Annotated in this window: 20 protein-coding genes; 14 read left to right on the top strand and 6 right to left on the bottom strand. The window is 69.6% G+C overall.

Annotation, left to right across the window (positions count from 1 at the left end):
• Position 1 precedes the first annotated feature (1 nt).
• The 9 genes from ACFPOE_RS02515 to gshB all read left to right on the top strand — a co-directional run bounded on the left by ACFPOE_RS02515 (position 2) and on the right by gshB (position 10,436).
• Complete coding sequence (locus ACFPOE_RS02515; RefSeq protein WP_376848792.1) at positions 2 to 487, top strand: LPS-assembly lipoprotein LptE; 486 nt, start codon at positions 2 to 4, stop codon at positions 485 to 487.
• Positions 488 to 498: 11 nt separating this feature from the next.
• Positions 499 to 978 carry an Lrp/AsnC family transcriptional regulator gene (locus ACFPOE_RS02510; RefSeq protein ID WP_376848413.1) on the top strand — a complete coding sequence of 160 codons (480 nt, stop codon included), beginning with the start codon at positions 499 to 501 and terminating at the stop codon, positions 976 to 978.
• A 151-nt stretch (positions 979 to 1,129) separates the two neighbouring features.
• Positions 1,130 to 2,410 carry an ornithine--oxo-acid transaminase gene (gene rocD / locus ACFPOE_RS02505; protein ID WP_376848412.1) on the top strand — a complete coding sequence of 427 codons (1,281 nt, stop codon included), beginning with the start codon at positions 1,130 to 1,132 and terminating at the stop codon, positions 2,408 to 2,410.
• A gap of 105 nt (positions 2,411 to 2,515) precedes the next feature.
• Positions 2,516 to 3,598: a DNA polymerase III subunit delta gene (holA, locus tag ACFPOE_RS02500; protein ID WP_376848411.1), complete on the top strand. Its 1,083-nt coding sequence runs from the start codon at positions 2,516 to 2,518 to the stop codon at positions 3,596 to 3,598.
• The gene (locus tag ACFPOE_RS02495) at positions 3,595 to 4,887 is read left to right on the top strand and encodes a glutamate-5-semialdehyde dehydrogenase (RefSeq protein WP_376848410.1); all 1,293 of its coding nucleotides are present in this window, start codon (positions 3,595 to 3,597) and stop codon (positions 4,885 to 4,887) included. The genes holA and ACFPOE_RS02495 overlap by 4 nt, the downstream gene beginning before the upstream one ends.
• Complete coding sequence (locus ACFPOE_RS02490; protein ID WP_376848409.1) at positions 4,887 to 5,903, top strand: DUF6352 family protein; 1,017 nt, start codon at positions 4,887 to 4,889, stop codon at positions 5,901 to 5,903. Before ACFPOE_RS02495 ends, ACFPOE_RS02490 begins: the two co-directional genes overlap by 1 nt.
• Positions 5,904 to 5,990: 87 nt before the next feature.
• A complete protein-coding gene (gene gshA / locus ACFPOE_RS02485; RefSeq protein WP_376848408.1) occupies positions 5,991 to 7,292 on the top strand; it encodes a glutamate--cysteine ligase in 1,302 nt (433 codons plus the stop codon).
• Between the two features lie 133 nt (positions 7,293 to 7,425).
• Complete coding sequence (locus tag ACFPOE_RS02480) at positions 7,426 to 9,294, top strand: potassium transporter Kup (protein ID WP_376848407.1); 1,869 nt, start codon at positions 7,426 to 7,428, stop codon at positions 9,292 to 9,294.
• Positions 9,295 to 9,482: 188 nt separating this feature from the next.
• Positions 9,483 to 10,436, top strand: a complete 954-nt coding sequence (gshB, locus tag ACFPOE_RS02475) for a glutathione synthase (protein ID WP_376848791.1) — start codon at positions 9,483 to 9,485, stop codon at positions 10,434 to 10,436.
• Positions 10,437 to 10,468: 32 nt separating this feature from the next.
• Here the strand turns inward: gshB and ACFPOE_RS02470 are convergent, their stop codons facing one another.
• From ACFPOE_RS02470 to ACFPOE_RS02445, 6 genes are all read right to left on the bottom strand, one after another.
• Positions 10,469 to 11,233 carry a class II glutamine amidotransferase gene (locus tag ACFPOE_RS02470; protein WP_376848406.1) on the bottom strand — a complete coding sequence of 255 codons (765 nt, stop codon included), beginning with the start codon at positions 11,231 to 11,233 and terminating at the stop codon, positions 10,469 to 10,471.
• Position 11,234: 1 nt separating this feature from the next.
• Positions 11,235 to 12,701: a DHA2 family efflux MFS transporter permease subunit gene (locus ACFPOE_RS02465; RefSeq protein ID WP_376848405.1), complete on the bottom strand. Its 1,467-nt coding sequence runs from the start codon at positions 12,699 to 12,701 to the stop codon at positions 11,235 to 11,237.
• Positions 12,698 to 12,916, bottom strand: a complete 219-nt coding sequence (locus ACFPOE_RS02460) for a cysteine-rich CWC family protein (protein WP_376848404.1) — start codon at positions 12,914 to 12,916, stop codon at positions 12,698 to 12,700. The genes ACFPOE_RS02465 and ACFPOE_RS02460 overlap by 4 nt, the downstream gene beginning before the upstream one ends.
• A 43-nt stretch (positions 12,917 to 12,959) precedes the next feature.
• The gene (locus tag ACFPOE_RS02455; protein WP_376848403.1) at positions 12,960 to 15,359 is read right to left on the bottom strand and encodes a DUF1631 family protein; all 2,400 of its coding nucleotides are present in this window, start codon (positions 15,357 to 15,359) and stop codon (positions 12,960 to 12,962) included.
• An 86-nt stretch (positions 15,360 to 15,445) separates the two neighbouring features.
• Entirely contained in the window at positions 15,446 to 17,677 is a 2,232-nt protein-coding gene (locus tag ACFPOE_RS02450; RefSeq protein ID WP_376848402.1) for a malate synthase G, read from the bottom strand.
• Positions 17,678 to 17,709: 32 nt separating this feature from the next.
• Positions 17,710 to 18,387, bottom strand: coding sequence for a haloacid dehalogenase type II (locus ACFPOE_RS02445; protein ID WP_376848401.1), 678 nt, complete (start codon positions 18,385 to 18,387; stop codon positions 17,710 to 17,712).
• Between the two features lie 70 nt (positions 18,388 to 18,457).
• Here ACFPOE_RS02445 and hisC point away from each other — a divergent pair, with 70 nt between their 5' ends.
• The 5 genes from hisC to ACFPOE_RS02420 are packed head-to-tail and all read left to right on the top strand — an operon-like array spanning position 18,458 to position 23,498.
• Positions 18,458 to 19,537: a histidinol-phosphate transaminase gene (gene hisC / locus ACFPOE_RS02440; protein WP_376848400.1), complete on the top strand. Its 1,080-nt coding sequence runs from the start codon at positions 18,458 to 18,460 to the stop codon at positions 19,535 to 19,537.
• A 12-nt stretch (positions 19,538 to 19,549) separates the two neighbouring features.
• On the top strand, positions 19,550 to 20,608 hold the full coding sequence (locus ACFPOE_RS02435) for an amino acid ABC transporter substrate-binding protein (RefSeq protein WP_376848399.1): 1,059 nt from the start codon (positions 19,550 to 19,552) through the stop codon (positions 20,606 to 20,608).
• Between the two features lie 13 nt (positions 20,609 to 20,621).
• Positions 20,622 to 21,614: an ABC transporter permease subunit gene (locus ACFPOE_RS02430; RefSeq protein ID WP_376848398.1), complete on the top strand. Its 993-nt coding sequence runs from the start codon at positions 20,622 to 20,624 to the stop codon at positions 21,612 to 21,614.
• Position 21,615: 1 nt separating this feature from the next.
• Complete coding sequence (locus ACFPOE_RS02425; protein ID WP_376848397.1) at positions 21,616 to 22,710, top strand: amino acid ABC transporter permease; 1,095 nt, start codon at positions 21,616 to 21,618, stop codon at positions 22,708 to 22,710.
• 17 nt (positions 22,711 to 22,727) lie between these two features.
• Entirely contained in the window at positions 22,728 to 23,498 is a 771-nt protein-coding gene (locus ACFPOE_RS02420; protein WP_376848396.1) for an amino acid ABC transporter ATP-binding protein, read from the top strand.
• The last annotated feature ends 1 nt before the right edge of the window (position 23,499 follow it).

Genomic DNA, 23,499 nt, shown 5'->3' with positions numbered 1-23,499 from the left:
GCTGCACCGACGCACCCTCCTGGCCGCCGCCTCGTCGTTCGCGCTCGCTGCCTGCGGCTTCAAGCTGCGCGGCGCGCCCGACTTCGTCTTCAAGTCCATCGCCATCGGCACGGCCGAGACTTCCACGCTGGGCAACGAACTCAAGCGCAGCATCGCATCCGGCGGCGCCGTCGCCGTGGTGCCAGTGGACCGCGCCGAGGTGGTGCTGGACGTGACGCAGGACCAGCGCGAGAAGGTGGTGGTCGGCGTCAACGCGTCCGGCCAGGTGCGCGAGTTCCAGCTGCGCATCCGCTTCAAGTTCAGGCTGCGCACGCCGGCCGGCAAGGAGCTGATTCCCGAGACCGAACTGCTGCAGCAGCGCGACATCAGCTTCAACGAATCGGCGGTGCTGTCCAAGGAAGCGGAGGAGAACCTCCTGTACCGCGACATGCAGACCGACATCGTGCAGCAGCTGATGCGGCGGCTGGCGGCGGTCAAGACGCTCTAGGCGGCGCCGGCGTGGACCTCGACCGGGCCGACCTCAAGCTGCTGGAACTGCTGCAGCGCGACGGCCGCACCACGGTCCAGGCACTGTCCGAGGCGATCCACCTGTCGGCGCGGGCCACCCTGAACCGGGTGCGCAAGCTGGAATCGGAAGGGATGATCGAGGGCTACCGCGCCCTGGTCAGCCGCGCCGCGCTGGGCAGCCAGGTCTTCGTGTTCGCCGAGATCGCGCTCAAGGACCAGCGGCAAGCCTCGGTCCAGCGCTTCGAGAAACGCATGGCCACTGCGCCCGAGGTGGTGGCCTGCTACATCATCAGCGGCCGCTACGACTATCTCGTGCGGCTGGCCTGCCCCGACCTGAACCATTACCACGCGCTGATCACCGCCTGGCTGGACGATCCGGCGCTGGGGGTGGAGAAGATCGTCACCAACATCGAGCTGGCGACCATCAAGGAATTCGCCGGCTTTCCGCTGCCGCAGCCCGGCGGGCGCTGACCGGCGCGACGGCGGGAAGCCGTCCTACCGCGCTTCCGTTTCGGAAGCGCCCGGCGCCCATCCTGGCGCTTGCGGCCAGCGCCAGCCACCCCGATCGTCGGCCCCGGCAGCGCCGGCCGGCCTAGACTGGTTCTCATCGACGGGAGCCATCATGGACACCAACAGGACGCAGGATTTCATTGGGCTGGAGGCGCGCTTCGGCGCGCGCAACTACCAGCCGGTGCCGGTGGTGGTGGAGCGCGCGCTCGACTGCCTGGTGTGGGACGTGAACGGGCGCGAATACATCGACATGATGGGTGCGTATTCGGCAGTCAGCCACGGCCACCTGCACCCGCGCATCGTCGGCGCGGCCCGGCAGCAGCTGGAAAGGGTGGCGGTCACGTCGCGGGCCTATCACGGCACCACGCTCGGGCCGTTCCTGGCCAGGCTCTGCGCCATGGCGGGCTTCGAGCGGGCGCTGCCGATGAACACCGGCGCCGAAGCGGTGGAAACGGCGATCAAGTGCGCGCGCCGCTGGGGCCACCAGGTCAAGGGCATCCCCGACGGCCAGGCCGAGATCCTGGTGGCGCGGCAGAACTTCCACGGCCGCACCACCACCATCATCGGCTTCTCCAGCGAGCCGGATTACCGGGCCGGCTTCGGACCGTTCGCGCCGGGCTTCCGGCATTTCGACTTCGGCGACATGGCCAGCGTCAGGGCGGCCGCCAGCGCCAACACCTGCGCCGTGCTGATCGAGCCGATCCAGGGCGAGGCCGGCATCATCCTGCCGCCGCCCGGCTTCTTCGCCCAGCTGCGCCAGTGGTGCAGCGCCAACGACATCCTGCTGATCGACGACGAGGTGCAGGCCGGGCTGGGCCGCACCGGCAAGCTGTTCGCCTTCGAGCACGAGGGCATCCGGCCCGATGCGCTGATCCTGGGCAAGGCGCTGGGCGGCGGCCTGCTGCCGGTCAGCGCCTTCCTGGCCGACGCCAGGGTGATGGACGTCTTCAATCCCGGCAGCCACGGCTCCACCTTCGGCGGCAACGCGCTGGCGGCGGCGGTGGCGCTCGAGGCCCTGAACGTGATCGAGGACGAGAAGCTGGTCGCGCGCAGCGCGATGCTGGGCGACTACCTGATCGCGCGGCTGCGGGCAGTGCAGGCGCTGGCGCCGGGGCTGGTGCGCGACGTGCGCGGGCGCGGGCTGTGGGTGGGCCTGGACATCGACCCGGCGCGGGCGACCGCCCGCGAGCTGGTGCAGCGCATGGCGCAGCAAGGCGTGCTGTCCAAGGAGACGCACGAAACGGTGATCCGCTTCGCGCCGCCGCTGACCATCACCTGCGAGCTGATCGACCGCGCGGTGGAAGTCGTCGCCGCGGTCGTGGTGGCCAAGGCACGCGAGCTGGCCCAGGGCGCATTCGCGGCCACCGGTGCCGGGGAGCTGGCGCCGGCCTGACGGCTGTCGTCCCGGGCTTGACCCGGGGCCCAGGCGGGTTCCTGGATTCGTGGCGTCCGGATGCCGGCTCGACGCCGGGATGACCAGACTGGCTAAACTCGCCGGATGCAGCTCGCCGCATCCCAACTGGCCCCCCACCTGCAGAAGGGATTGCGCTCGCTCTACACCGTGCACGGCGACGAGCCGCTGCTGGTGCAGGAGGCGGCCGATGCGATCCGCGCCGTCGCCCGCACCCAGGGCTACACCGAGCGCACCGTCCATACGGTGGCCGGCGCCCATTTCGACTGGAGCGAGGTGCTGGCCGCGGGCGGCAGCCTGAGCCTGTTCGCCGACAAGCAGATCGTCGAGATCCGCATTCCCTCGGGCAAGCCGGGCAAGGAAGGCAGCCCCGCCCTGCAGCAGATGGCGCAGGCCGCGCAGGGCAACGATTCGACGCTGACCATCGTGCTGCTGCCGCGGCTGGACAAGATGACGCGCTCCGGGGCCTGGTTCGGCGCGCTGGACGCCAACGGCGTCACCATCCAGGTCGAGCCGGTGGAGCGCAACGCGCTGCCGCAATGGATCGCCCAGCGCCTGCAGCAGCAGGGTCAACGCGTGGCCAGCGGCGAGGAAGGCCAGCGCACGCTGCAGTTCTTCGCCGACCGGGTGGAGGGCAACCTGCTGGCGGCGCACCAGGAAATCCAGAAGCTGGCGCTGCTCTATCCCGAAGGCGAGCTGGGCTTCGAGCAGGTGGAAAGCGCGGTGCTCAACGTGGCGCGCTACGACGTCTTCAAGCTGTCGGAGGCGGTGCTGGCCGGCCAGGCGGCGCGGGTGCAGCGGATGCTGGACGGCCTGCAGGCCGAGGGCGAGGCCGAAGTGCTGGTGCACTACACGCTGGCCGAGGACATCCGCGCGCTCAAGCGGGTCAAGGATGCGATGGCCGCCGGCCGGCCGCTGCCGATGGCGCTGCGCGAGCAGCGGGTCTGGGGCCTGAAGGAGCGGCTGTTCGAGCGGGTGCTGCCGCGGCTGACGGCCACCACGCTGGACAACCTGCTGCACTCCGCGCACCTGGTGGACGGCATCGTCAAGGGCCTGAAGGCGCCGGACTGGCCGACCGACGGGTGGCAGGCGCTGCACCGGCTGGCGCTGACGCTGTGCCGGGAGTGCGCGCTGCAGCCGGCGGCCCCGCCCCGTAAAATGGGCGCATGAACGCGCTCAACGTTTCGGAATACGTGCAGACCCTCGGGGTGCAGGCGCGGATGGCGTCGGCGCGGATGGCCAAGGCCGATGCCGCCACCAAGAACAAGGCCCTGCGCCGGCTGGCCGAGCTGCTGCGCGCGAACGTCCAGGCGCTGCAAGCCGACAACGCGAAGGACCTGGAGCGCGCCACCGCCGCCGGCCTGGCCGCGCCGCTGGTCGACCGCCTCAAGCTCACGCCCAAGATCATCGAGACCGTGGCCCAGGGCTGCGAGCAGCTGGCCGCGATGCCGGAGCTGATCGGCGAGATCAGCGGCCTCAAGCAGCAGCCCAGCGGCATCCGCGTCGGCCAGATGCGGGTTCCGCTCGGCGTGTTCGGGATGATTTTCGAAAGCCGGCCCAACGTGACGATCGAGGCCGCCAGCCTGTCGATCAAGAGCGGCAACGCCTGCATCCTGCGCGGCGGCTCGGAGGCGATCGAATCGAACAAGGCGCTGGCCCGGCTGGTGCAGCGGGCGCTGGTGGACAGCGGCCTGCCGGCCGACGCGGTGCAGCTGGTGCAGACCACGGACCGCGAGGCGATCGGCCAGCTGATCGCCATGCCCGAGTATGTGGACGTGATCATCCCGCGCGGCGGCAAGGGCCTGATCGAGCGCATCAGCCGCGAGGCCAAGATGCCGGTGATCAAGCACCTGGACGGCAACTGCCATGTCTACGTGGACGATCCCTGCGACATCGCGATGGCGGTGAAGGTGGCGGACAACGCCAAGACCAACAAGTACAGCCCCTGCAACGCCAGCGAGGGCCTGCTGGTGGCGCGCGGCGTGGCCGCCGACTTCCTGCCGAAGATCGGCGCGATCTTCGCCGCCAAGGGCGTGGAGATGCGCTGCGATCCGGAGGCGAAGGCGATTCTGGCCCAATCCGTTCGGCCCGTCCAAGCCCTGCTGCAAGACGCCACCGAGCAGGACTGGTCCGAGGAATACCTGGCGCCCATCATCAGCATCAAGGTGGTGGATGGCGTCGACGAAGCCATCGCCCACATCAACCGCTATTCCAGCCACCACACCGACGCCATCCTGACGCGCGACCACATGCACGCGCAGCGCTTCCTGCGCGAGGTGGATTCGGCCAGCGTGATGGTCAATGCCAGCACCCGCTTCGCCGACGGCTTCGAGTACGGGCTGGGCGCGGAAATCGGCATCAGCACCGACAAGTTCCACGCCCGCGGGCCGGTGGGGCTGGAAGGGCTCACGTCGCTGAAGTGGGTTGTTCTGGGCGACGGCGAAATTCGCTCCTCCTGATGCACAACTACTGGCGCCAGTGCGGCTACGGCCTGCTGGACAAAACCGCCGACGGCCACCTGGTCGTCACCGACGCCTTCCTGCGCAGCCTGCTGGAGCGGCCCGAACTGGCGCCGGTGGCCGAATCCTGCGCCGGCGAGCTGGCGTTGCACCACGCCCTGCTGGACCACCCGCGGGCCGAGGTCACGCCGCAGCAGCTGGCGGCGGTCAGCGACGAGGACGCACGCGCCAACTACACCATCTGGCTGCGCTTTCGCCAGCGGCTGCTGGCCCAGCCCACGCTGGAAGGCAGCTACATGCAGCTGTTCCGCGGCGAAGGCGTGGACGTGCCGCCGCTGCTGGTGCAGCAGCTGACGCAGATCCTGCTGCGCCACATCCTGGGCGCCGAGGCCAGCGCGCTGCAGGTGCGCGCCGCCGAAATGCTGTTCCGCACCCAGAAGGTCTCGGTGCTGGAGGACGGCCAGGTGATGGCGGCGGACGACGAGACGGTGGAGCGCCATGCGGTCGCCGCCGGCTTCGGCACCATCGGCGAGATGCTCAAGCAGGGCGGCGCGCCGCTGCGCACGGCGGAACTGGACGTGCTGGGCGAGGCCAACGCCGACGCCTACTGGCAGCGCGACGAGAGCCACGACCTGGTGATCAGCCTCAACCACGGCCAGCCGGCGCTCGTGGCGCTGTGTTCGGTGCTGGCGCGCTGGGTGCGCCACTTCCTGGGCACGGGCGTGGCGATCGCCATCGAGCGCGAGATCGACGACGAGCAGTGGGTCTGGCACGTGGGGCTGGACGCCCAGGCCAGCGCCGTGCTCAACGACCTGTACCAGGGCAACGACGTGGCGCCGGAGCGGATGGAGCGGATGCTGTGCCTGTTCCGGCTGCAATTCGACGAGCCGTCGGTGATGCGGCCGGAGATCGCGGGGCGGCCGGTCTACCTGGCAATGGCGATGGACGCCGGCGGCCGCCTCAAGCTCAAGCCGCAGAACCTGCTGCTCAATCTGCCGCTGGCCCGCCTGTCCTGAGGGAAAAACGCGGGCTTGCAACCCGCGCCGGCGCCCCCAATTCCCTACAATTCCCCTGAGAATTCCAACAGCGAAGGCAAAGGCCGCATGGTTCCCCATCTCGTCACGGCCCTGACCGGTCCGATCAATGAACTCGAGCAGCGGGTGCTGGACTCGATGCCCGCCATCGAGCGCTGGTTCCGCCTGGAGTGGATGGAACACACGCCGCCGTTCTACAGCTCGGTGGACATCCGCAATGCCGGCTTCAAGCTGGCGCCGGTGGACACCAACCTCTATCCGGCCGGCTGGAACCACCTGACGCCGGAGATGCTGCCGCTGGCGGTGCAGTCGGCGATGGCCGCGATCGAGAAGATCTGCCCCGAGGCCAAGAACCTGCTGGTGATCTCCGAGAACAACACCAAGAGCACGTTCTACCTGAGCAACCTGGCCCAGCTGCAGCGGATCTTCCACCTGGCGGGTTTGAACGTGCGGATCGGCTCGATCGATCCCGACATCAAGGAGCCGACCACGCTGCAGGTGCCGGGCGGCGGCTCGGTGCTGCTGGAGCCGGTGGTGCGCACGCGCCGCCGCCTCGGCCTGAAGGACTTCGATCCCTGCACCATCCTGCTGAACAACGACCTGTCGGCCGGCGTTCCGGGCATCCTGGAAGACATCCACGAGCAATACCTGCTGCCGCCGCTGCACGCCAGCTGGTGGGTGCGGCGCAAGAGCAACCACTTCCACAGCTACGAAGAGGTGTCCAAGCGCTTCGGCAAGCTGCTGGGCATCGATCCCTGGCTGATCAACCCGATGTTCAACAAGTGCGGCGCGGTGGATTTCGACGCCACCGCCAGCGCCGGGCTGGACTGCCTGCGCACCAACGCCGACGCCCTGCTGACCAAGATCCGCCGCAAGTACAAGGAATACGGCATCAACGAGAAGCCGTTCGTGGTGGTGAAGGCCGACAACGGCACCTCCGGCATGGGCATCATGACCGTGCGCGACGTCAAGGACCTGGACGACCTGAGCGGAATCACCCGCGCCCGGATGGCCACCGGCAAGGGCGGCCGGCTCGTCGACGAGGTGATCATCCAGGAAGGCGTGCTGACCAACGAGCGGATCAACGAGGCGGTGGCCGAGCCGGTGGTCTACATGGTGGACCGCTACGTGGTCGGCGGCTTCTACCGCGTCCACGCCGACCGCGGCATCGACGAGAACCTGAACGCGCCGGGCGCCCACTTCGTGCCGCTGGCGTTTTCGGAGAGTATGCGCTTACCCCAGCCGGGCGAGAAGCCGGGCGCCAGCGCCCCCAACCGCTTCTACATGTACGGGGTGATCGGCCGGCTGGCCATGCTGGCCGCCAGCTACGAGCTCGAGGCCACCGACCCGGACGCCGAAACCTACGACTGAAGCGCGCGGCCGGGGGCCAGGGTTGTTGCACTGCAACATGGCCCCCGCAAGCCCTGCTGTCGAGCGCACAATAGCGGTCCCAAAGGTAACGCAACCCCGCCGGCCGCGCTGGCCGCCAAGACGGGGACCCTCAGTGCAAAGCTCCAAATCATCGCTCGCGGCGCTCACCATCGGCGCCATCGGTGTCGTCTACGGCGACATCGGCACCAGTGTCCTGTATGCCGTCAAGGAAGTCTTCGGCTCCGGCCACGTCCCGTTCACCATCCCCAACGTCTACGGCATCCTGTCGATCTTCTTCTGGACGCTGACGGTCATCGTCTCGATCAAATACGTGGTGCTGGTGCTGCGGGCCGACAACAACGGCGAGGGCGGGCTGATCGCGATGCTGGCGCTGGCTTCGCAGGCGGTGAAAGACAAGCCGCAGCTGCGTCAGGTTCTGCTGGCTGTCGGCATCTTCGGCACCTCGCTGTTCTACGGCGACGGCGTCATCACCCCGGCCATCTCGGTGCTGTCCGCGGTGGAGGGCCTGGAAGTGGTGTCGCCGGCGTTCAAGGACTGGGTGATCCCGCTGACGCTGGTGGTGCTGTTCATGCTGTTCGTGGTGCAGAAGCGCGGCACCGGCGGCATCGGCCGCTTCTTCGGCCCGATCACCCTGATGTGGTTCGCGGCGATCTCGGTGCTGGGCGTCTCGCACATCCTGCGCCACCCGGAAATCCTGTACGCGCTCAGCCCGCATTACGCGGTGATGTTCATGTACCACCAGCCGGGCATCACCTTCATCATCCTGGGCGCCGTGGTGCTGTGCGTCACGGGGGCCGAGGCGCTGTACGCCGACCTCGGCCACTTCGGCAAGAAGCCGATCCGGCTGGCCTGGTTCAGCGTGGTGATGCCGTCGCTGACGCTCAATTACTTCGGCCAGGGCGCGCTGCTGCTGGCCAACCCGGAGGCGGTGAAGAACCCGTTCTTCATGATGGCGCCGGACTGGGCGCTGCTGCCGCTGGTGGTGCTGGCCACTGCCGCCACGGTGATCGCCTCGCAGGCGCTGATCACCGGCGCCTTCAGCGTCACCAAGCAGGTGATCCAGCTGGGCTACCTGCCGCGGCTGAACATCCAGCACACCAGCGTGCGCGACACCGGCCAGATCTACATCCCGTTCGTCAACTGGGGCCTGTTCGTGGCGATCGTGCTGGCGGTGGTGATGTTCCGCTCCTCCAGCAACCTGGCGGCGGCGTACGGCATCGCGGTGTGCACCGACATGCTGATCACCACCATCCTGACCTTCTTCGTCATCCGCTACGCCTGGAAGTACCCGCTGTGGCTGTGCGTCGCCGCCACCGGCTGGTTCTTCGTGGTCGACGTCACCTTCTGGGCCTCCAACCTGCTCAAGCTGCTGCAGGGCGGCTGGTTCCCGCTGATGATCGGCGGCGGCATCTTCACGCTGATGATGACGTGGAAGCAGGGCCGGGTGCTGCTCAACGAAAAGCTCAAGGCCGACGCGATCGACCTGCCCAGCTTCCTGGAGGCGGTGTTCGTCACCCCGCCGACGCGCGTCGACGGCACCGCCGTGTTCCTGACCGCGGAGCCGGGCACGGTGCCCAACGCGATGCTGCACAACCTCAAGCACAACAAGGTGCTGCACGAGCACAACCTGTTCGTCACCGTGCGCAGCCACGAGGTGCCGTGGATCGGGATGTCCAAGCGGGCGGAGATCGAGTCGCTGGGCCACGACTGCTGGCAGGTGGTGCTGCACTACGGCTTCAAGAACGACCCCGACGTGCCCAAGGCGCTGGAGCAGATCCGCAACCGCGGCTGCGCGATCGAGCCGATGACCACCAGCTACTTCCTGTCGCGCGACACGGTGGTTCCCACCATCGGGACCGGCATGGCGACCTGGCGGGAAAAGCTGTTCGCGCAGATGCACCACAACGCCAGCGCCGCCGCCGACTTCCTGCAGCTGCCGAACAACTCGGTGGTGGAGCTCGGCTCGAAGATCGAGATCTAGCCGCACGCCAGTGAATCCCGTCGATCAAGAAGAAGCGGTGCCCCTGCTTCCTTGTTGACGGTATTCTGGATGGCACGCCAAGGTCCGGCCGCCGACTCGCAGCCCGCTGCCATCCCCGCGGTTTCCGCGCGCCGGCAATGTCACGGCTTTTGTGCAACAGTACAGGCGAACTTTCCATGCCCAATCCCATGAACCTGCTGTTCGTCACCGACTCCCTGGAGCTGTTCAAGATCCAGAAGGACACCACCTTCTCCATGATGCGCGAGGCGCAGCGGCGCGGCCACCGCATCTCGGCCTGCGGGCCAGAGCACCTGCTGTGGCATTCGGGCGACCTGGTGCGCGCGGCGGTGCGCGAGATCCGGCTCACCGGCGAGCCGGAGCGCTGGTTCATCGAGACCGGCACGCCGCTGAAGGCGCTGAACGAATTCGACGCGGTCATCATGCGCAAGGACCCGCCCTTCGACAGCGAATACTTCTACGCGACCCACCTGCTGGAACACGCCGAGCGCGAAGGCGCCAAGGTCTTCAACAAGCCGGCGGCGCTGCGCGACCATCCGGAAAAGCTGGCGATCCTGGAGTTCGCCCGGTTCACCACCCCGACGCTGGTGACGCGCTCCGAGGCAGCCGTGCGCGCCTTCCACGACCTGCACCACGACATCATCCTGAAGCCCCTGGACGGCATGGGCGGCATGGGCATCTTCCGGGTCAAGCGCGACGGCCTGAACCTGGGCTCGATCATCGAGACGCTCAACCACGACGGCGCCACCAGCCTGATGGTGCAGAAGTTCGTGCCCGAGATCACCGCCGGCGACAAGCGGGTGCTGGTGATCGGCGGCAAGGCCGTGCCCTTCAGCCTGGCGCGGATTCCGCAGGGCAGCGAGGTGCGCGGCAACCTGGCGGCCGGCGGCCTGGGCGTGGCGCAGCCGCTGAGCGCCCGCGACCGGGAAATCGCCGAATCGATCGGCCCGGTGCTGGCCCGGCGCGGCCTGCTGCTGGTGGGGCTGGACGTGATCGGCCAGTCGCTCACCGAGATCAACGTCACCAGCCCGACCTGCTTCCAGGAAATCACCGACCAGACCGGCTTCGACGTGCCGGCGATGTTCATCGACGAGCTGGAAGCGGCGGTCGGCGTGCCGGCCTGACCGACCGATCGAGCGGCCGGCGCTGCGCGCCGTCAGCCGGCGAGCGAGCCGTCCACGAACACCTTGAGCTCGCCCGGCTCCAGCTTGACCCAGGCTTCGTTGGTGGTGAGCGGGGCGGTGACGATCACGGCCACCCGGTCCTGCGGCGTGGTGGTGCGGGCGAAATCGATGCTGACGTCCTCGTCGGCCAGCTGCGCATGCGCGAACGGGTGCCTGCGCTCCACGTAGTACAGGTTGGTGGAGCAGTGGGTCCACAGCGCCTCGCCGTTGGACAGCATGAAGTTGAACGGCCCGTGGCCGGCGATGCGCGGCGCCAGTTCGCGCAGCGTCAGCGTCAGCTCCTGCACGCTGGGCACGCCGGCGTGCGACTTGGCCAGCTCCTGCATCAGCCAGCAGAACGCGCGCTCGCTGTCGGTCGAGCCGACCGGGCGGAAACCGGCGTGCAGGCGCGGGTGGAAATCCTTGAGGTCGCCGTTGTGGGCGAACACCCAGTAGCGGCCCCACAGCTCGCGCACGAAGGGATGGCAGTTCTGCAGCGCCACTTCGCCCTGGGTCGCCTTGCGGATGTGGGCGACGACGTTCTTGCTCTGGATCGGGTAGCGCCGGATCAGTTCCGCCACCGGCGACTCGCAGGCCGGCTGGTGGTCGACGAAGTGGCGCAGTCCCTTGCCCTCGAAGAAGGCGATGCCCCAGCCGTCGGCGTGGTGGTCGGTGCGGCCGCCGCGCTGGGCGAAGCCCGTGAAACTGAAGGTCACGTCGGTCGGCACGTTGCAGTTCATTCCGAGCAGCTGGCACATGTCAATTCCTGGCGAGGTGCCCCGATTGTGGCCCGTCCCGCAGCTGCCAGGCGGCCACCAGGGCGGCGCCGCACAGCGCGGCCAGCATCAGGAACGCCTCGTGGAAAGCGGCCACCCGCGCCGGGCTGGTGGCCGCGCTGGCCAGCGAGTCGCCATGGGCCGCGATCCGCCATTCCAGCACGATGCCGCACAGGCTGACGCCGCAGGCGCCGCCGAGCATGCGCAGGAAATTGATGGCGCTGGCGCCGTAGGTGATCAGCTCCTTGTGCAGCGAGCGCATCGATCCCAGGTTCAGCGAGGGCAGGATGAAGCCCAGGCCGATGCGTCCCAGCACCGCCCACGCCACCAGCAGCAGGATCGCCTGGCCCGACTGCACCGTCATCATCAGCGCGAACGACGCCGCCAGCAGCGCCAGCCCGGCGCTCACCAGCCGGTAGGTCGGCTGCCGGTCCGCCAGCCGACCGACCAGCGGGATGGTGATGGCCAGCACGATCCCGGCCGGCAGCAGGATGGTGCCCACGTAGGAAGGAGAGAGCCCGAGCGCGACCTGCATGTACAGCGGCAGCAGGTAGGTCGAGCCGAACAGCGCCGTGCCGTAGATGAACGCGACGATGCTGCCCATGGCAAAGCTGCGGAAGCCGAACAGCCTGAGGTTCATCAGCGGCTCGCGGCCGGTGGCCAGCAGGCGCCATTGCCAGGCGATGAAGGCGGCCAGCGCCAGCGCGGCCCCGGCCAGCAGCAGCCAGGAGGCGGAGCCGCCGCCGCGCAGTTCCACCAGCCCGTTGAGCAGCAGCAGGGTGCCGGTGCTTCCCAGCGCCAGACCGCGCCAGTCCAGCGCGGTGCTGCGTTCGGCGGCGGCGCCGCCGGGTGCCGTGTCCGGCACGAACCGGTACGCCAGCGCCAGCGAGACCAGGCAGAACGGCACCACCATGAAGAAGATCGAGCGCCAGCCGAACAGGTCCACCAGCACGCCGCCGATGCTCGGGCCGATGGCCGGCGCCAGCACCGCGCCCATCCCGAAGATGCCGCTGGCGCGGCCCTGTTCCTGCTGGCCGAAGCCGCGCAGGATCACGATCGCCGGAATCGGCTGCACGATGCCGGCGGCCAGGCCTTCGGCCACCCGTGCCGCCAGCACCAGGCTGTAGTTGTCGGCCAGGCCGCCGCCGATGCCGCCGGCCATCAGCAGCAGCATCGTGCCCGCATAGACCTTGCGGTAGCCGAAGCGGGCCAGCAGCCACGGGGTGGTCAGCATCGAGGCCGTCATCGCCACCATGAAGCCGGAGCTGACCCACTGCGCGCGGCCCTGGTCGATCGCGAAGTGGTGGCTGATGCCGGGGATCGCGACGTTGACGACGGTCGACGACATGATCGAGGCCATCGAGCCCACCATCAGCGAGATCAGCAGCAGCCAGCGGTAGCGCGGGCCGTAGCGCTCGCGCAGCGCCGCCAGGCTGGCGTCCCGGCTCACCGGGACAGGCCGGACTGTGCGCAGCGGGCGCAGATGCAGCTCAGGCCCTGGAGTTCGGGCGGGATCTTGGCCAGCAGCTCGCGGCTGAAATCGACATGGGTGCACCAGCAGGCCTGCTGCTCCAGCCCGGTGGCCTTCTGGATCTCCATGGCGCATAGGTTGGGCTGGCCGCAGATCGGGCAGCGCGATGGGTCGACGAGTGGAAGCGGTGTCACCCTGCGAGTTTAAGTCGCAGCGCCGAACCGGCGGCCGCCGGGCTCAGGCCGCCTGCGCCTCGCGCTCGCGGCGCGGCGCCAGCGCCTCGATCGCGTGCGAGACCGCGCTGCCCATCTCCACCGGGCGCAGCAGCCGCTCGCGCAGCAGCCGTTCGCAGGTGCGCCGGGTCATCGAATGCGGCTGGCCGCCATGGCTGACGAACATGAACAGCGTGCCCTTGGTGCTGGCCCAGACCAGCTGCGCCCGCAGCCAGCGGCGCCGCGCCGACAGGTCGACCCAGCAGCCTTCGCTGAAGGCCGCGATGGTCGCATCGATGTCGGCGGGCGCGGCCGGCGCACCGAAGCCGCCATCCGCCGGCCTGAGCTCCCCGACGTCCGACGGCACCGTGTCCTGGAAGCCGGCTGCATCGAGCTCATGGCGCCCCATCCAGGGGCCCTGCTGCGGCGTCGCCGGGACAGCCGCCTGCGGCTCGGGCTCGTCCACGTGCGGCTCCGGTTCCAGCGGCGCGAAGTCGCTGTCCACGCGGCGCTTGCGGGCCCGCAGGCGCAGCACCGGCCGGTGCAGCTTTTCCAGCGCGATGAAGAAAGGGTCGGATTCCTGCGGCGCCTGGCCGAGGGCGGCCAGGCCGGTGCGCAGCCGCTCCAGCAGGCCGGGCAGCATCTCGATCAGCCGGGCCGGCTCGCGCAGCGTCATCTCGCGCTTGACGCTCCACAGCAGGTCGGTGACCACCGTGCCGTGGCCGCCCGGATCGATCCGCCGCGCCGGATCGGACAGCCGCGCGTGCGCCATCACCAGCGACCACGGGCCGTAGAGGAAGTCCTGCACCAGCGCCGGCGCATCCAGGATGTCGATGCGCTGGCCCAGCTCCCACGCGATCTGGTCGGCCTCGGCCTGCCGTTGTTCGGCGAACTTGACGGCATTGAGCACGGCGCTGCGCTGCGCCGCCTCCCGCTCGTCCTGCGCCGCCCACGACGCTTCCAGCGTCGCCAGCGCGGACTCGAAGGGCTTGGCGTCCTGCACTTCGTCGGCGGGCACCGCGTTCAGGCCGTTGAAGCAGGCCGCCACCGAATCGCAGAAGTCGCCGAACTGGGAGCCGAATTCATCGTTGAACTTCAGGCTGCGCTCGGCCACCCGTTCCACCAGCCGGCGGCCGGCATGCCGTTCGTCGCTGAAGAAGCGCGGATCGACCATCGCCAGCCGCAGCAGCGACGGCTCCAGCGCCACGATGGACTCGCGCACCGGCGCCAGCAGCCGCGGGTCCTGCGCCACCTGGTTGACCAGCTTGCGTACCACTTCCAGCCCCAACACCTGGGCGACGTCGCGGGCCTGCTGCTTCAGGTGGGCCCGCACCAGCTCGCGCCGGCGCGAGGCGGCGTATTCCCCCCACACGTCCTTGTCCAGGCTGGTCTCGGTGCTGACCGCGCGCAGCGGCCGGTCGACCACCGGCGTCTGCGCATACTGGCGCGCCGAGACCGGATCGGACGCCGCCGGCCGGTCGTCGGGCGCCGACTCGAGCTGCTCGACGTCGCGGGTGGCGCGGTCGTAATAGGCCGGCGCCAGCGCGGCGTCGCCCTGCGGCGAGCCGCCCTGCAGGAATTCGTGGATCAGCTGCTGGCTGATCGAGTGCGGCTGCAGTTCGGCCCAGCCCGAGCCGCCGGGCCGCATCGAGCCGCCGCCGCTGCCGCCCACCGGCGCGAAGGCGGGCGCGCGGCCGCCGGCCCGCGCCGGGCCGGAGGAAGGGGCCTGGGCCTGGGCCGGCGCCGGTGCGGCCGGCGCCAGCGGCGCATGCCCGCTGGCCGGCCCGTCGCGCAGCGGAACGACGCGGTAGCTGGCCGCATGCACGTCGGCCTGCTTCAGCTGCGTCGCCAGCAGCCGGTACAACTGGTCCAGCTCGCGGCTCATGGCGGGCGCCATGTGGCGGATCCACAGCGCCGGCCATGCGGGCTGCTGCGCCGCGTCCGCCATGGTGGCCCGCAGCACGCGCGCAAACACGGCGGGCCGCAGGGGGTTGGCTTCCGCGCGCACCGCCGGCAATCCGAGCAGGGAACTCATCAGGCCGTCGAGTTCGGCCAGCGGTTGCGCCACGTCGGTCTGCAGCTGCTCGGACAGCCGGGAGGCGGCGATCTCCTGGTCCACCTGGTCGTCGCCGACCAGGGTCAGCGTGTCGATCCGCAGCGGCGCCGGCGCGGAGGCCGGCGCCTGGGCCGGCGCCTCGAAGGCGCTGCGCAGGGCACGCGGATAGTGGTCGACCCAGGCGGCCTTGTGCTTGAGGAGCTCACGGCAGGCATCCGACAGCTCGTGGCGCTGGGCGGCGGTCAAGCCCTGCTGTTCCGCAGCCACTAGGCCCGCCACCGCTTCGTCCACGCAGGAGGAGATCAGGCGGGACGAGGCCTGGACGGCCTGGGCCAGGCATTGGCTGATGATGGCGGACTGGACTGGCATGGATGAGTCCGGGCCAGTGTAAGCAGGCTAACTCTCCCCGCCTAGCCTGTAGTCACAAACGCTTACTAGCGCCGGGCCGCATCCGGTCAAAGTTCGCGCTTTTCCTTCACTTTCAGCCGCCAGGCGTGCAACAGCGGCTCCGTATAGCCGCTCGGCTGCTCCCGGCCCTTGAACACCAGGTCCTGCGCCGCCTGGTAGGCCGCGGAGCTGTCGAAGTGGCCCGCCATCGGCTGGTAGAACGGGTCGCCCGCGTTCTGCTGGTCGACCACGGCGGCCATCCGCTCGAAGGTCGCCTTGACCTGCGCTTCGGTGACGACGCCGTGCAGCAGCCAGTTGGCGATGTGCTGGCTGGAGATGCGCAGCGTCGCCCGGTCTTCCATCAGGCCGACGTTGTGGATGTCCGGCACCTTGGAGCAGCCCACGCCCTGGTCGATCCAGCGCACCACGTAGCCCAGGATGCCCTGCACGTTGTTGTCCAGCTCCTGCTGGCGCTCGGCCTCGCTCCATTTGGCTTCCGCCACCACGGGAACGGTCAGCAGGCCGGCCAGCAGCTCGTCGCGCTCGGCATCGGCGTCGATCTTCTCCATCTCCTGCTGGATCGCGGCGACGTCGACCTGGTGATAGTGCAGCGCGTGCAGCGTGGCGGCGGTGGGCGAGGGCACCCAGGCGGTGTTGGCGCCGGCCCTGGGATGGGCGATCTTCTGCTCCAGCATCGCCGCCATCAGGTCGGGCATGGCCCACATGCCCTTGCCGATCTGGGCCCGGCCGCGCAGCCCGCAGGACAGTCCGACCAGCACGTTGCTCTTTTCATAGGCCTGGATCCAGGCGCTGGACTTCATGTCGCCCTTGCGCATCATCGGGCCGGCGTGCATCGCGGTGTGCATCTCGTCGCCGGTGCGGTCCAGGAAGCCGGTGTTGATGAAGGCCACGCGCGAGGCGGCAGCCGCGATGCAGGCCTTGAGGTTGACGCTGGTGCGGCGTTCCTCGTCCATGATCCCCAGCTTGACGGTGTCCGCCGGCAGCCCCAGCAGCTGCTCGACGCGGCCGAACAGCTCGCTGGCGAAGGCGGTCTCGGCCGGGCCGTGCATCTTGGGCTTGACGATGTAGATCGAACCGGTGCGCGAGTTGCGGATGCCCTTGGTATCGCGCTTGAGGTCGTGCATCGCGATCGCGGTGGTGACCACCGCGTCCAGGATGCCTTCGGGAATCTCGCGCACCTGGCCCTTGGCGTCGGTCCACAGGATGGCCGGGTTGGTCATCAGGTGGCCGACGTTGCGCAGGAACATGAGCGAGCGCCCGTGCAGCTTCATGGGCTGGCCCACGGCGGCTGGACCGCCGTAGCCGATCCCCGCCGTGTATTCGCGGTCCGGGTTCAGCCCGCGGGTGAAGCGCTTGCCGCCCTTTTCCACCTCCTCGGTCAGCGTGCCCTGAAGGATGCCCAGCCAGTTGCGGTAGGCCAGCACCTTGTCCTGGGCGTCCACCACGGCCACCGAATCCTCCAGGTCCATGATGGTGGACAGCGCCGCTTCCACCACCACGTCGCTGATGCCCGCCGGGTCGTCCTTGCCGATGGTGGTGCCGCGGTCGATCCGGATGTCCAGGTGGATGCCGTGGTTGCGCAGCAGGATGGAGGACGGCGCCTGCGGCGCGCCCTGGTAGCCGACGAACTTGGCCGGCTCCTGCAGCCCGGTGCTGCTGCCGTCCTTCATGGCGACGGCCAGCTTGCCGCCATCCACCTTGAAGCCGGTGGCGTCCGCATAGGAGCCCTTGGCCAGCGGCGCGGCCTGGTCCAGCACCTTGCGCGCATAGGCGATCACCCTGGCGCCGCGCACCGGGTTGTAGCCCTTGCCCTTGTCGGCGCCGTCGGTCTCGGCGATCGCGTCCGTGCCGTACAGGGCGTCGTACAGCGAACCCCAGCGCGCGTTGGCGGCGTTGAGGGCGTAGCGGGCGTTGAGCACCGGCACCACCAGCTGCGGGCCGGCCTGCAGCGCCAGTTCCGCGTCCACGTTGGCCGTGGTCGCCTTGGCGCCGGCCGGCGCCGCCACCAGGTAGCCGATCTTCTCGAGGAAGGCGCGGTAGGCCTGCAGGTCGCGGATCGGGCCCGGGTTGGCCTTGTGCCAGGTGTCCAGTTCGGCCTGCAGGCGATCGCGTTCGGCCAGCAGCGCCAGGTTCTTCGGCGCCAGCTGCGAGACGATGGCGCCGAAGCCCTTCCAGAACGACGCGCTGTCGACGCCGGTGCCGGGCAGCACTTCGTCCTCGATGAAGCGTTGCAGTTCGGTGGCCACTTGCAGGCCTTGGACGGTGGTGCGGGCGGTCATGGCGGATCTCCTTGGAGCGGATGCGGTTGGATTCAGAAAAACGAGAGGACGTCGCGCAGGCTGGCGCCGGTGCGTTCCGGCTGCGTGCCCAGTTCCTCGAACGGCAGCCGGTAGCGGTTGACCCACAGCGTGCGGTAGCCAAACCAGGTGGCGGCCAGCGCGTCCCAGCTGTTGCTGCTGACGAAGGCAACCTGGCGCGCCGCCAGGCCGGTGGCCTGCAGCCCGAGCCCGTAGGCCGCCGGATGGGTCTTGTATTTGCGCACCGCATCGACGCTGATCACGTGATCGAGCAGCCCTTCCAGGCCCGCGCTGCGCACCGCCACGCCCAGCATCGACGGGTCGCCGTTGGACAGGATGCCGGTGACCACGCCCCTGGCCTTGAGCGCGGTGAGCACCTCGCGGTTCTCTGGAAAGGCCGAGAGATGGCGGTACTGGTTCATCAGCCGCTCTTCGCTCTCGGGCGTCAGCTCCAGCGCCAGCCGCTTGCACGCGTAGCGCAGTCCGGCCCGGGTGAGGGCCCAGAACGGCTGGTAATGCTCGCCGTCGCCGCTGGTGGTGACCAGCCGCGTGTATTCGATCTGCTTGTCGCGCCACAGAACCCCCAGCGCCTGGCCCTGGCCCGGGAACAGTTGTTCCGCCAGCAGGCCGACGCTGTAGACGTCGAACAGCGTGCCGTAGGCATCGAACAGAACGGCCTTGGGTTGCTCCATGGTCGATACTTTATTTGATCCCTGGCCGGCGATTAACAGCGAAAAATCGCATTTATCTTTGACCTGGGTGATGGCAATCGACACCGGGTCGCTCCCGATGCCCCGAACGCAGGCCGCCGATATATTTAAGTACTTAAATGATTTTCCGACCGCCTCGATGATCCTGCTGGCCTCCAACGAAAACCCGCGCGGCATGCCCGAATCGGCCCGGCGCGCCGCCGCCGAGGCCCTGGGTGCGGCCGGCAACTATCCCGACGCCAACGGAACCGCGCTGAAGCAGGCGCTGGCGGCGGCACTGAAGGTGCCGGCCGACTGGCTGGTGCTGGGCAGCGGGTCCAGCGAGCTCCTGACGCTGGCGGCGCAGACCGTGGTGGAGCCCGGCCAGGCAGTGGTGTGGTCGCAGTACGGCTTCCTGGTCTACGGCCAGGCCGCCGCGCTGGTGCGCGGCAAGCCGGTGGTGGTGCCGGCGCGCGCGCACGGCCACGACCTGCCGGCCATGCTGCGCGCCATCGACGCCGGCACCCGGCTGGTGTTCGTCGCCAATCCGAACAATCCCACCGGATCCTTCATCGAGGCGCCGGCGCTGCTGGACTTCCTGGAGCGCGTGCCGCCTGCGGTGACAGTGCTGCTGGACGAGGCCTACACCGAGTACCTCACGCCGGCGCAGCGCTACGACAGCATGGAGTGGGTCGGGCGCTTCCCAAACCTGATCGTGGCGCGCACCTTTTCCAAGGCCTACGGGCTGGCCGGATTGCGGGTCGGCTATGGCGTGGCGCAGGCCGCGCTGGCGGCCCGGCTCAATGCGAGGCGGCCGCGCTTCAACGTGACGACGCCGGCGCTGGCGGCGGCCCGGGCCGCGCTCGCCGACGACGAATTCGTCCAGCAGACCCGCGAACTCAATCGCACCGGCCGCGGCGAGCTGGCGGCCGGCCTGGAGGCGCTCGGCCTGCAGTGCCTGCCCTCGGCCGGCAATTTCGTGATGGTCGAAGTGGCCGGGGCGGCGGCATTGCACGCCGCGCTGCTGCAGGCCGGCATCGCCGTCGCCACGCTGGACAACTACGGGCTGCCACAGTGGCTGCGCATCACCGTCGGCCTGCCGGAACACAACCGCCTGCTGCTGGCCACGATCGCCGCCCACACCCGACACTGAAGGAGACAAAGCATGACCCGCAACCAACCCGAGACCAGCATGACCATCCACTCCCGCGCCCACCCTGCCATCAAGACCCTGCTGGCCCTGGCCGCCGCCGCGGCGCTGGCCGCGCCGGCCCGCGCCGACGTGCTGGACGACGTCAAGGCCCATGGCGTGCTCAAGTGCGGCGTCACGCTGGCAGCGCCCGGCTTCTCGGCCGAGGATAACGCCGGCAAGCGCGACGGCTTCGACGTCGACCTATGCCGCGCGATCGCCGCCGCCACCCTGGGCGACGCCAGCAAGATCCAGCTGGTGCCGATGGACCTGAAGACCGCCTTCGCCGGCCTGCCCACCGGCGCGGTGGACGTGCTGACGCACCGCTTCACCTGGACCCAGAGCCGCGACGTCGGCGGCCTGAAGTTTCCCAAGGTGATGTTCTACGACGGCCAAGGCTTCGCCGTCACCAAGAAGACGCGGGCCAACAAGGTCGCCGACCTGAACAACGCCACCATCTGCACCGCGCAGGGCAGCACCTCGGAGCTGATCGTCGCGGACTATTTCCGCGCCCACAAGATGAAGTACAAGATCGTCACCTTCGCCTCGCAGGAGCAGGCCTGGGACGCCTTCGTCGCCAAGCGCTGCGACGCCGCCATCAACGACCGCTCCGCCCTCGCCGCGCGGCTGACCAAGCTGTCGAACAAGGACGACTTCAAGGTGCTGGCCGAAACGCTGTCCAACGAACCGATCGGCCCGATCGTGGCGCAGGGCCAGCCGCGCTGGGAAGCGGTGGTGCGCTTCACGCTCAACGCGCTGGTGGCCGCCGAGGAACTGGGCGTGAACCAGGCCAACGTCGAGGCGCAGCGCAGTTCGCAAAGCCCGGACGTGCAGCGGCTGCTGGGCGTGACCGGCGATTTCGGCAGCAAGCTGGGCCTGGCCAACGACTACGCCTACAACGCGATCAAGGCGGTGGGCAACTACGGCGACGTCTGGGACCGCAACGTCGGCCCGAAGACGCCGCTGCGGCTGGAGCGCGGACGCAACGCGCTGGTCGCCAACGGCGGACTGATGATGGCGATCCCAGTCCGCTGAACCGCCGGTGCGCATGAAGCTGTCCCGCGCCGTCCTGCTGGAACGGCTGCCGGGCTACGCCGGCCAGGCGCTGCTGCTGGCCGCCGTGGCCTGGCTGGCCTGGCGCGGCGCCGCCAACTTCATCGCCAACGCGCGCTCGCTGGGCATCTCCATCGGCTTCGGCTTCCTGCGCGGCGAGGCGGGCTTCGAGATCGCGCAGGCGCTGATTCCATTCGGTCCGGCCTCGTCCTATCGGGACGCGGTGATCGTCGCCACGCTCAACACGCTGCTGGTGGTGGCGCTGGCCGCGGTGTTCAGCACGCTGATCGGGCTGTGCGTGGCCTTCGGCCGGCTGGCCCGCCATCCGCTGGTGCGCGGCGCCAGCACCGCGTACGTCGAGGTGTTCCGCAACATCCCGCTGCTGCTGCAGGTGTTCTTCTGGTATTTCTCGGCGATGGCGCTGCTGCCCGGCGTGGCCGACAGCCTGCAGTTCGGTGGCGTGCTGCTGAACAACCGCGGGCTGTTCTTCCCCAGGCTGCTGCACGGCGCCGCCGGCTGGACGCTGGACCTGCCGCGGGCGGAGGGCTTCAACGTCGCCGGCGGCGTCGTGCTGCTGCCGGAGCTGATGGCGCTGACGCTGGGCCTGGCGATCTACAACGGCACCTTCCTGGCCGAGATCTTCCGCGCCGGCATCCTGTCGGTGCCGCGCGGCCAGTCGGAAGCGGCCGCCACCGTGGGCCTGAGCGGGGCGCGGGCCGCGCTGCTGGTGGTGCTGCCGCAGGCCCTGCGGGTGGCGCTGCCGCCGGCCGCCGGCCAGTACCAGACCTTGGCGAAAGCGTCGTCGCTGGCGGCGGCGATCGGCTATCCGGACATCATGCAGATCGTCGGCGGCACGGTCCTGAGCCAGACCAGCCAGGCGCTGGAGGCGATGGCGCTGGTGGTGCTGCTGTACGCGGCGATCAACCTGGCGATCGCGCTGGCGGTGAACCTCGCCAACGGCCGGCTGTTGCGGCGGCAGGCCCGCTGACATGGAAACATTCGTCCGTCCGGCCCTGATCGACCCGCGCGCGCCGCCGGTGGATAGCGCTTCCGTGCCGGCGCGCTGGCGCCGGGCCTGGCTGGCCGGGCCGGCCACCAGCGTGTTCTCGCTGCTGCTGCTGGCGGCGGGGTTGGTCGCCGGCTGGCACCTGGTCCAGTGGGGCATCGTCGACGCCCACTGGCGCGGCAGCAGCAGCCAGGCCTGCCCCGACAGCGGCGCGTGCTGGGCCTTCGTGATCGCGCGCTGGAAGCCTTGGCTGGTGGGCGACTATCCGCTGGACCAGCTGTGGCGGGCGTGGGCCTGCTTTGCCGCCTTCGCGCTGTTCTGGACCTGGGTGGTGCGGCGCGCGCACGGCGCCAGCATGCAGCGCGTGCTGCTGGGATTCATCGCGCTGCCGCTCGCCTTCTTCCTGCTGCTGGCCGGCGGCGGGCCGCTGCCGGCCGTCGCGCCGACGCGCTGGGGCGGCTTGCTGCTGACGCTGGTGGCGACGCTCGCGACCTTCGCCACCGCGCTGCCGCTGGGGCTGGTGCTGGCGCTGGGGCGCCGCTCGCGGCTGCCGGTGGTGCGGTGGCTGAGTGCGGCCTTCGTCGAGAGCATGCGCTCGGTGCCCCTGCTGGCGCTGCTGTTCATCGCGGCGACGCTGCTGCCCATGTTCCTGCCCCGCGGCGCGAACATCGACCTGTTCACCCGCGCGCTGGCGGCCTTCGCCCTGTTCAATGCGGCGATGGCGGCCGAGGTCTTTCGCGGCGGGCTGCAGGCCATCGGCCGCGGCCAGCTGGAGGCGGCGACCACCGTCGGCCTGAGCGACTTCGCCGCCCTGCGCCTGATCGTGTTGCCGCAGGCGGTCACCGCGGTGGTGCCGGCGCTGGTCAACATCATGATCGCCGTCATCAAGGAAACCACGCTGCTGTCGGTGATCGGCGTCAACGACCTGCTGGGCGCGGTGGAGAACGGCGCCAAGTCGCCCGACTGGGTCGGCGACTCCAACATCCTCACCTCCGGCCACGTGTTCCTCGCGCTGGTCTATCTCGCTGTCTGCTACAGCCTGTCGCGTTTCAGCCGCCGGCTGGAGGCCAGGCGCTGAATGCCCGTCCCTCGCCCATGACCCAAGCTTCCCCGCCGCCTGCCGCCCCCGTGGTGCAGATGCACGGCATCAACAAGTGGTACGGCCGCTACCACGCGCTGCGCGACATCGAGCTGCAGGTGCAGCCCGGCGAACGCATCGTCATCTGCGGGCCGTCCGGCTCCGGCAAATCGACGCTGGTGCGGACGGTCAACCTGCTGGAGCCGTTCCAGCAGGGCCGGCTGGACGTCTGCGGCGTCGAGGTGGGCGCCGACGAGATCACCCGCGCCGCCCGGCTGGCAGTGAACCGGCGGGTCGGCATGGTGTTCCAGCAGTTCAACCTGTTTCCGCACATGACGGTGCTGCAGAACCTGACGGTGGGCCCGGTGTGGGGCGGCGGCGTGAGCCGGCGCGAGGCCCACGAGCGCGCGATGCACTACCTGGAGCGGGTCGGCCTGCTGGACCAGGCCGACAAGCACCCGGCGCAACTCTCCGGCGGGCAGCAGCAGCGGGTGGCGATCGCGCGCACGCTGTGCACCCGGCCGCAGGTGGTGCTGTTCGACGAGCCGACGGCATCGCTGGATCCCGAGATGGTCAACGAGGTGCTGCAGACGATGGAGAGCCTGGCCGGCGAAGGCATGACCATGCTGATCGTCACCCACGAGATGGGCTTCGCGCGGCGGGTCGCGGACCGGGTGATCTTCATGGACCAGGGCCAGGTGATCGAGACCGCGCCGCCGCAGGCGTTTTTCGACGCTCCCCAGAGCCCGCGCCTGCAGGCCTTCCTGGGGCAGGTGCTGTCGCACTGAC

The organism is Caenimonas terrae, assembly GCF_042655405.1.
Taxonomy (GTDB): Bacteria; Pseudomonadota; Gammaproteobacteria; order Burkholderiales; family Burkholderiaceae_C; genus Ramlibacter; species Ramlibacter terrae_A.
This window is presented reverse-complemented; position numbering and strand designations above follow the sequence as displayed.

Bases quoted from the DNA above. Each gene is read 5' to 3' on its own strand.
- rocD (WP_376848412.1), top strand. From the start codon at position 1,130: ATGGACACCAACAGGACGCAGGATTTCATTGGGCTGGAGGCGCGCTTC.
- holA (WP_376848411.1), top strand. From the start codon at position 2,516: ATGCAGCTCGCCGCATCCCAACTGGCCCCCCACCTGCAGAAGGGATTG.
- ACFPOE_RS02495 (WP_376848410.1), top strand. From the start codon at position 3,595: ATGAACGCGCTCAACGTTTCGGAATACGTGCAGACCCTCGGGGTGCAG.
- ACFPOE_RS02490 (WP_376848409.1), top strand. From the start codon at position 4,887: ATGCACAACTACTGGCGCCAGTGCGGCTACGGCCTGCTGGACAAAACC.
- gshA (WP_376848408.1), top strand. From the start codon at position 5,991: ATGGTTCCCCATCTCGTCACGGCCCTGACCGGTCCGATCAATGAACTC.
- gshB (WP_376848791.1), top strand. From the start codon at position 9,483: ATGAACCTGCTGTTCGTCACCGACTCCCTGGAGCTGTTCAAGATCCAG.
- ACFPOE_RS02470 (WP_376848406.1), bottom strand. From the start codon at position 11,233: ATGTGCCAGCTGCTCGGAATGAACTGCAACGTGCCGACCGACGTGACC.
- ACFPOE_RS02455 (WP_376848403.1), bottom strand. From the start codon at position 15,359: ATGCCAGTCCAGTCCGCCATCATCAGCCAATGCCTGGCCCAGGCCGTC.
- ACFPOE_RS02450 (WP_376848402.1), bottom strand. From the start codon at position 17,677: ATGACCGCCCGCACCACCGTCCAAGGCCTGCAAGTGGCCACCGAACTG.
- ACFPOE_RS02445 (WP_376848401.1), bottom strand. From the start codon at position 18,387: ATGGAGCAACCCAAGGCCGTTCTGTTCGATGCCTACGGCACGCTGTTC.
- hisC (WP_376848400.1), top strand. From the start codon at position 18,458: ATGGCAATCGACACCGGGTCGCTCCCGATGCCCCGAACGCAGGCCGCC.
- ACFPOE_RS02435 (WP_376848399.1), top strand. From the start codon at position 19,550: ATGACCCGCAACCAACCCGAGACCAGCATGACCATCCACTCCCGCGCC.
- ACFPOE_RS02430 (WP_376848398.1), top strand. From the start codon at position 20,622: ATGAAGCTGTCCCGCGCCGTCCTGCTGGAACGGCTGCCGGGCTACGCC.
- ACFPOE_RS02425 (WP_376848397.1), top strand. From the start codon at position 21,616: ATGGAAACATTCGTCCGTCCGGCCCTGATCGACCCGCGCGCGCCGCCG.
- ACFPOE_RS02420 (WP_376848396.1), top strand. From the start codon at position 22,728: ATGACCCAAGCTTCCCCGCCGCCTGCCGCCCCCGTGGTGCAGATGCAC.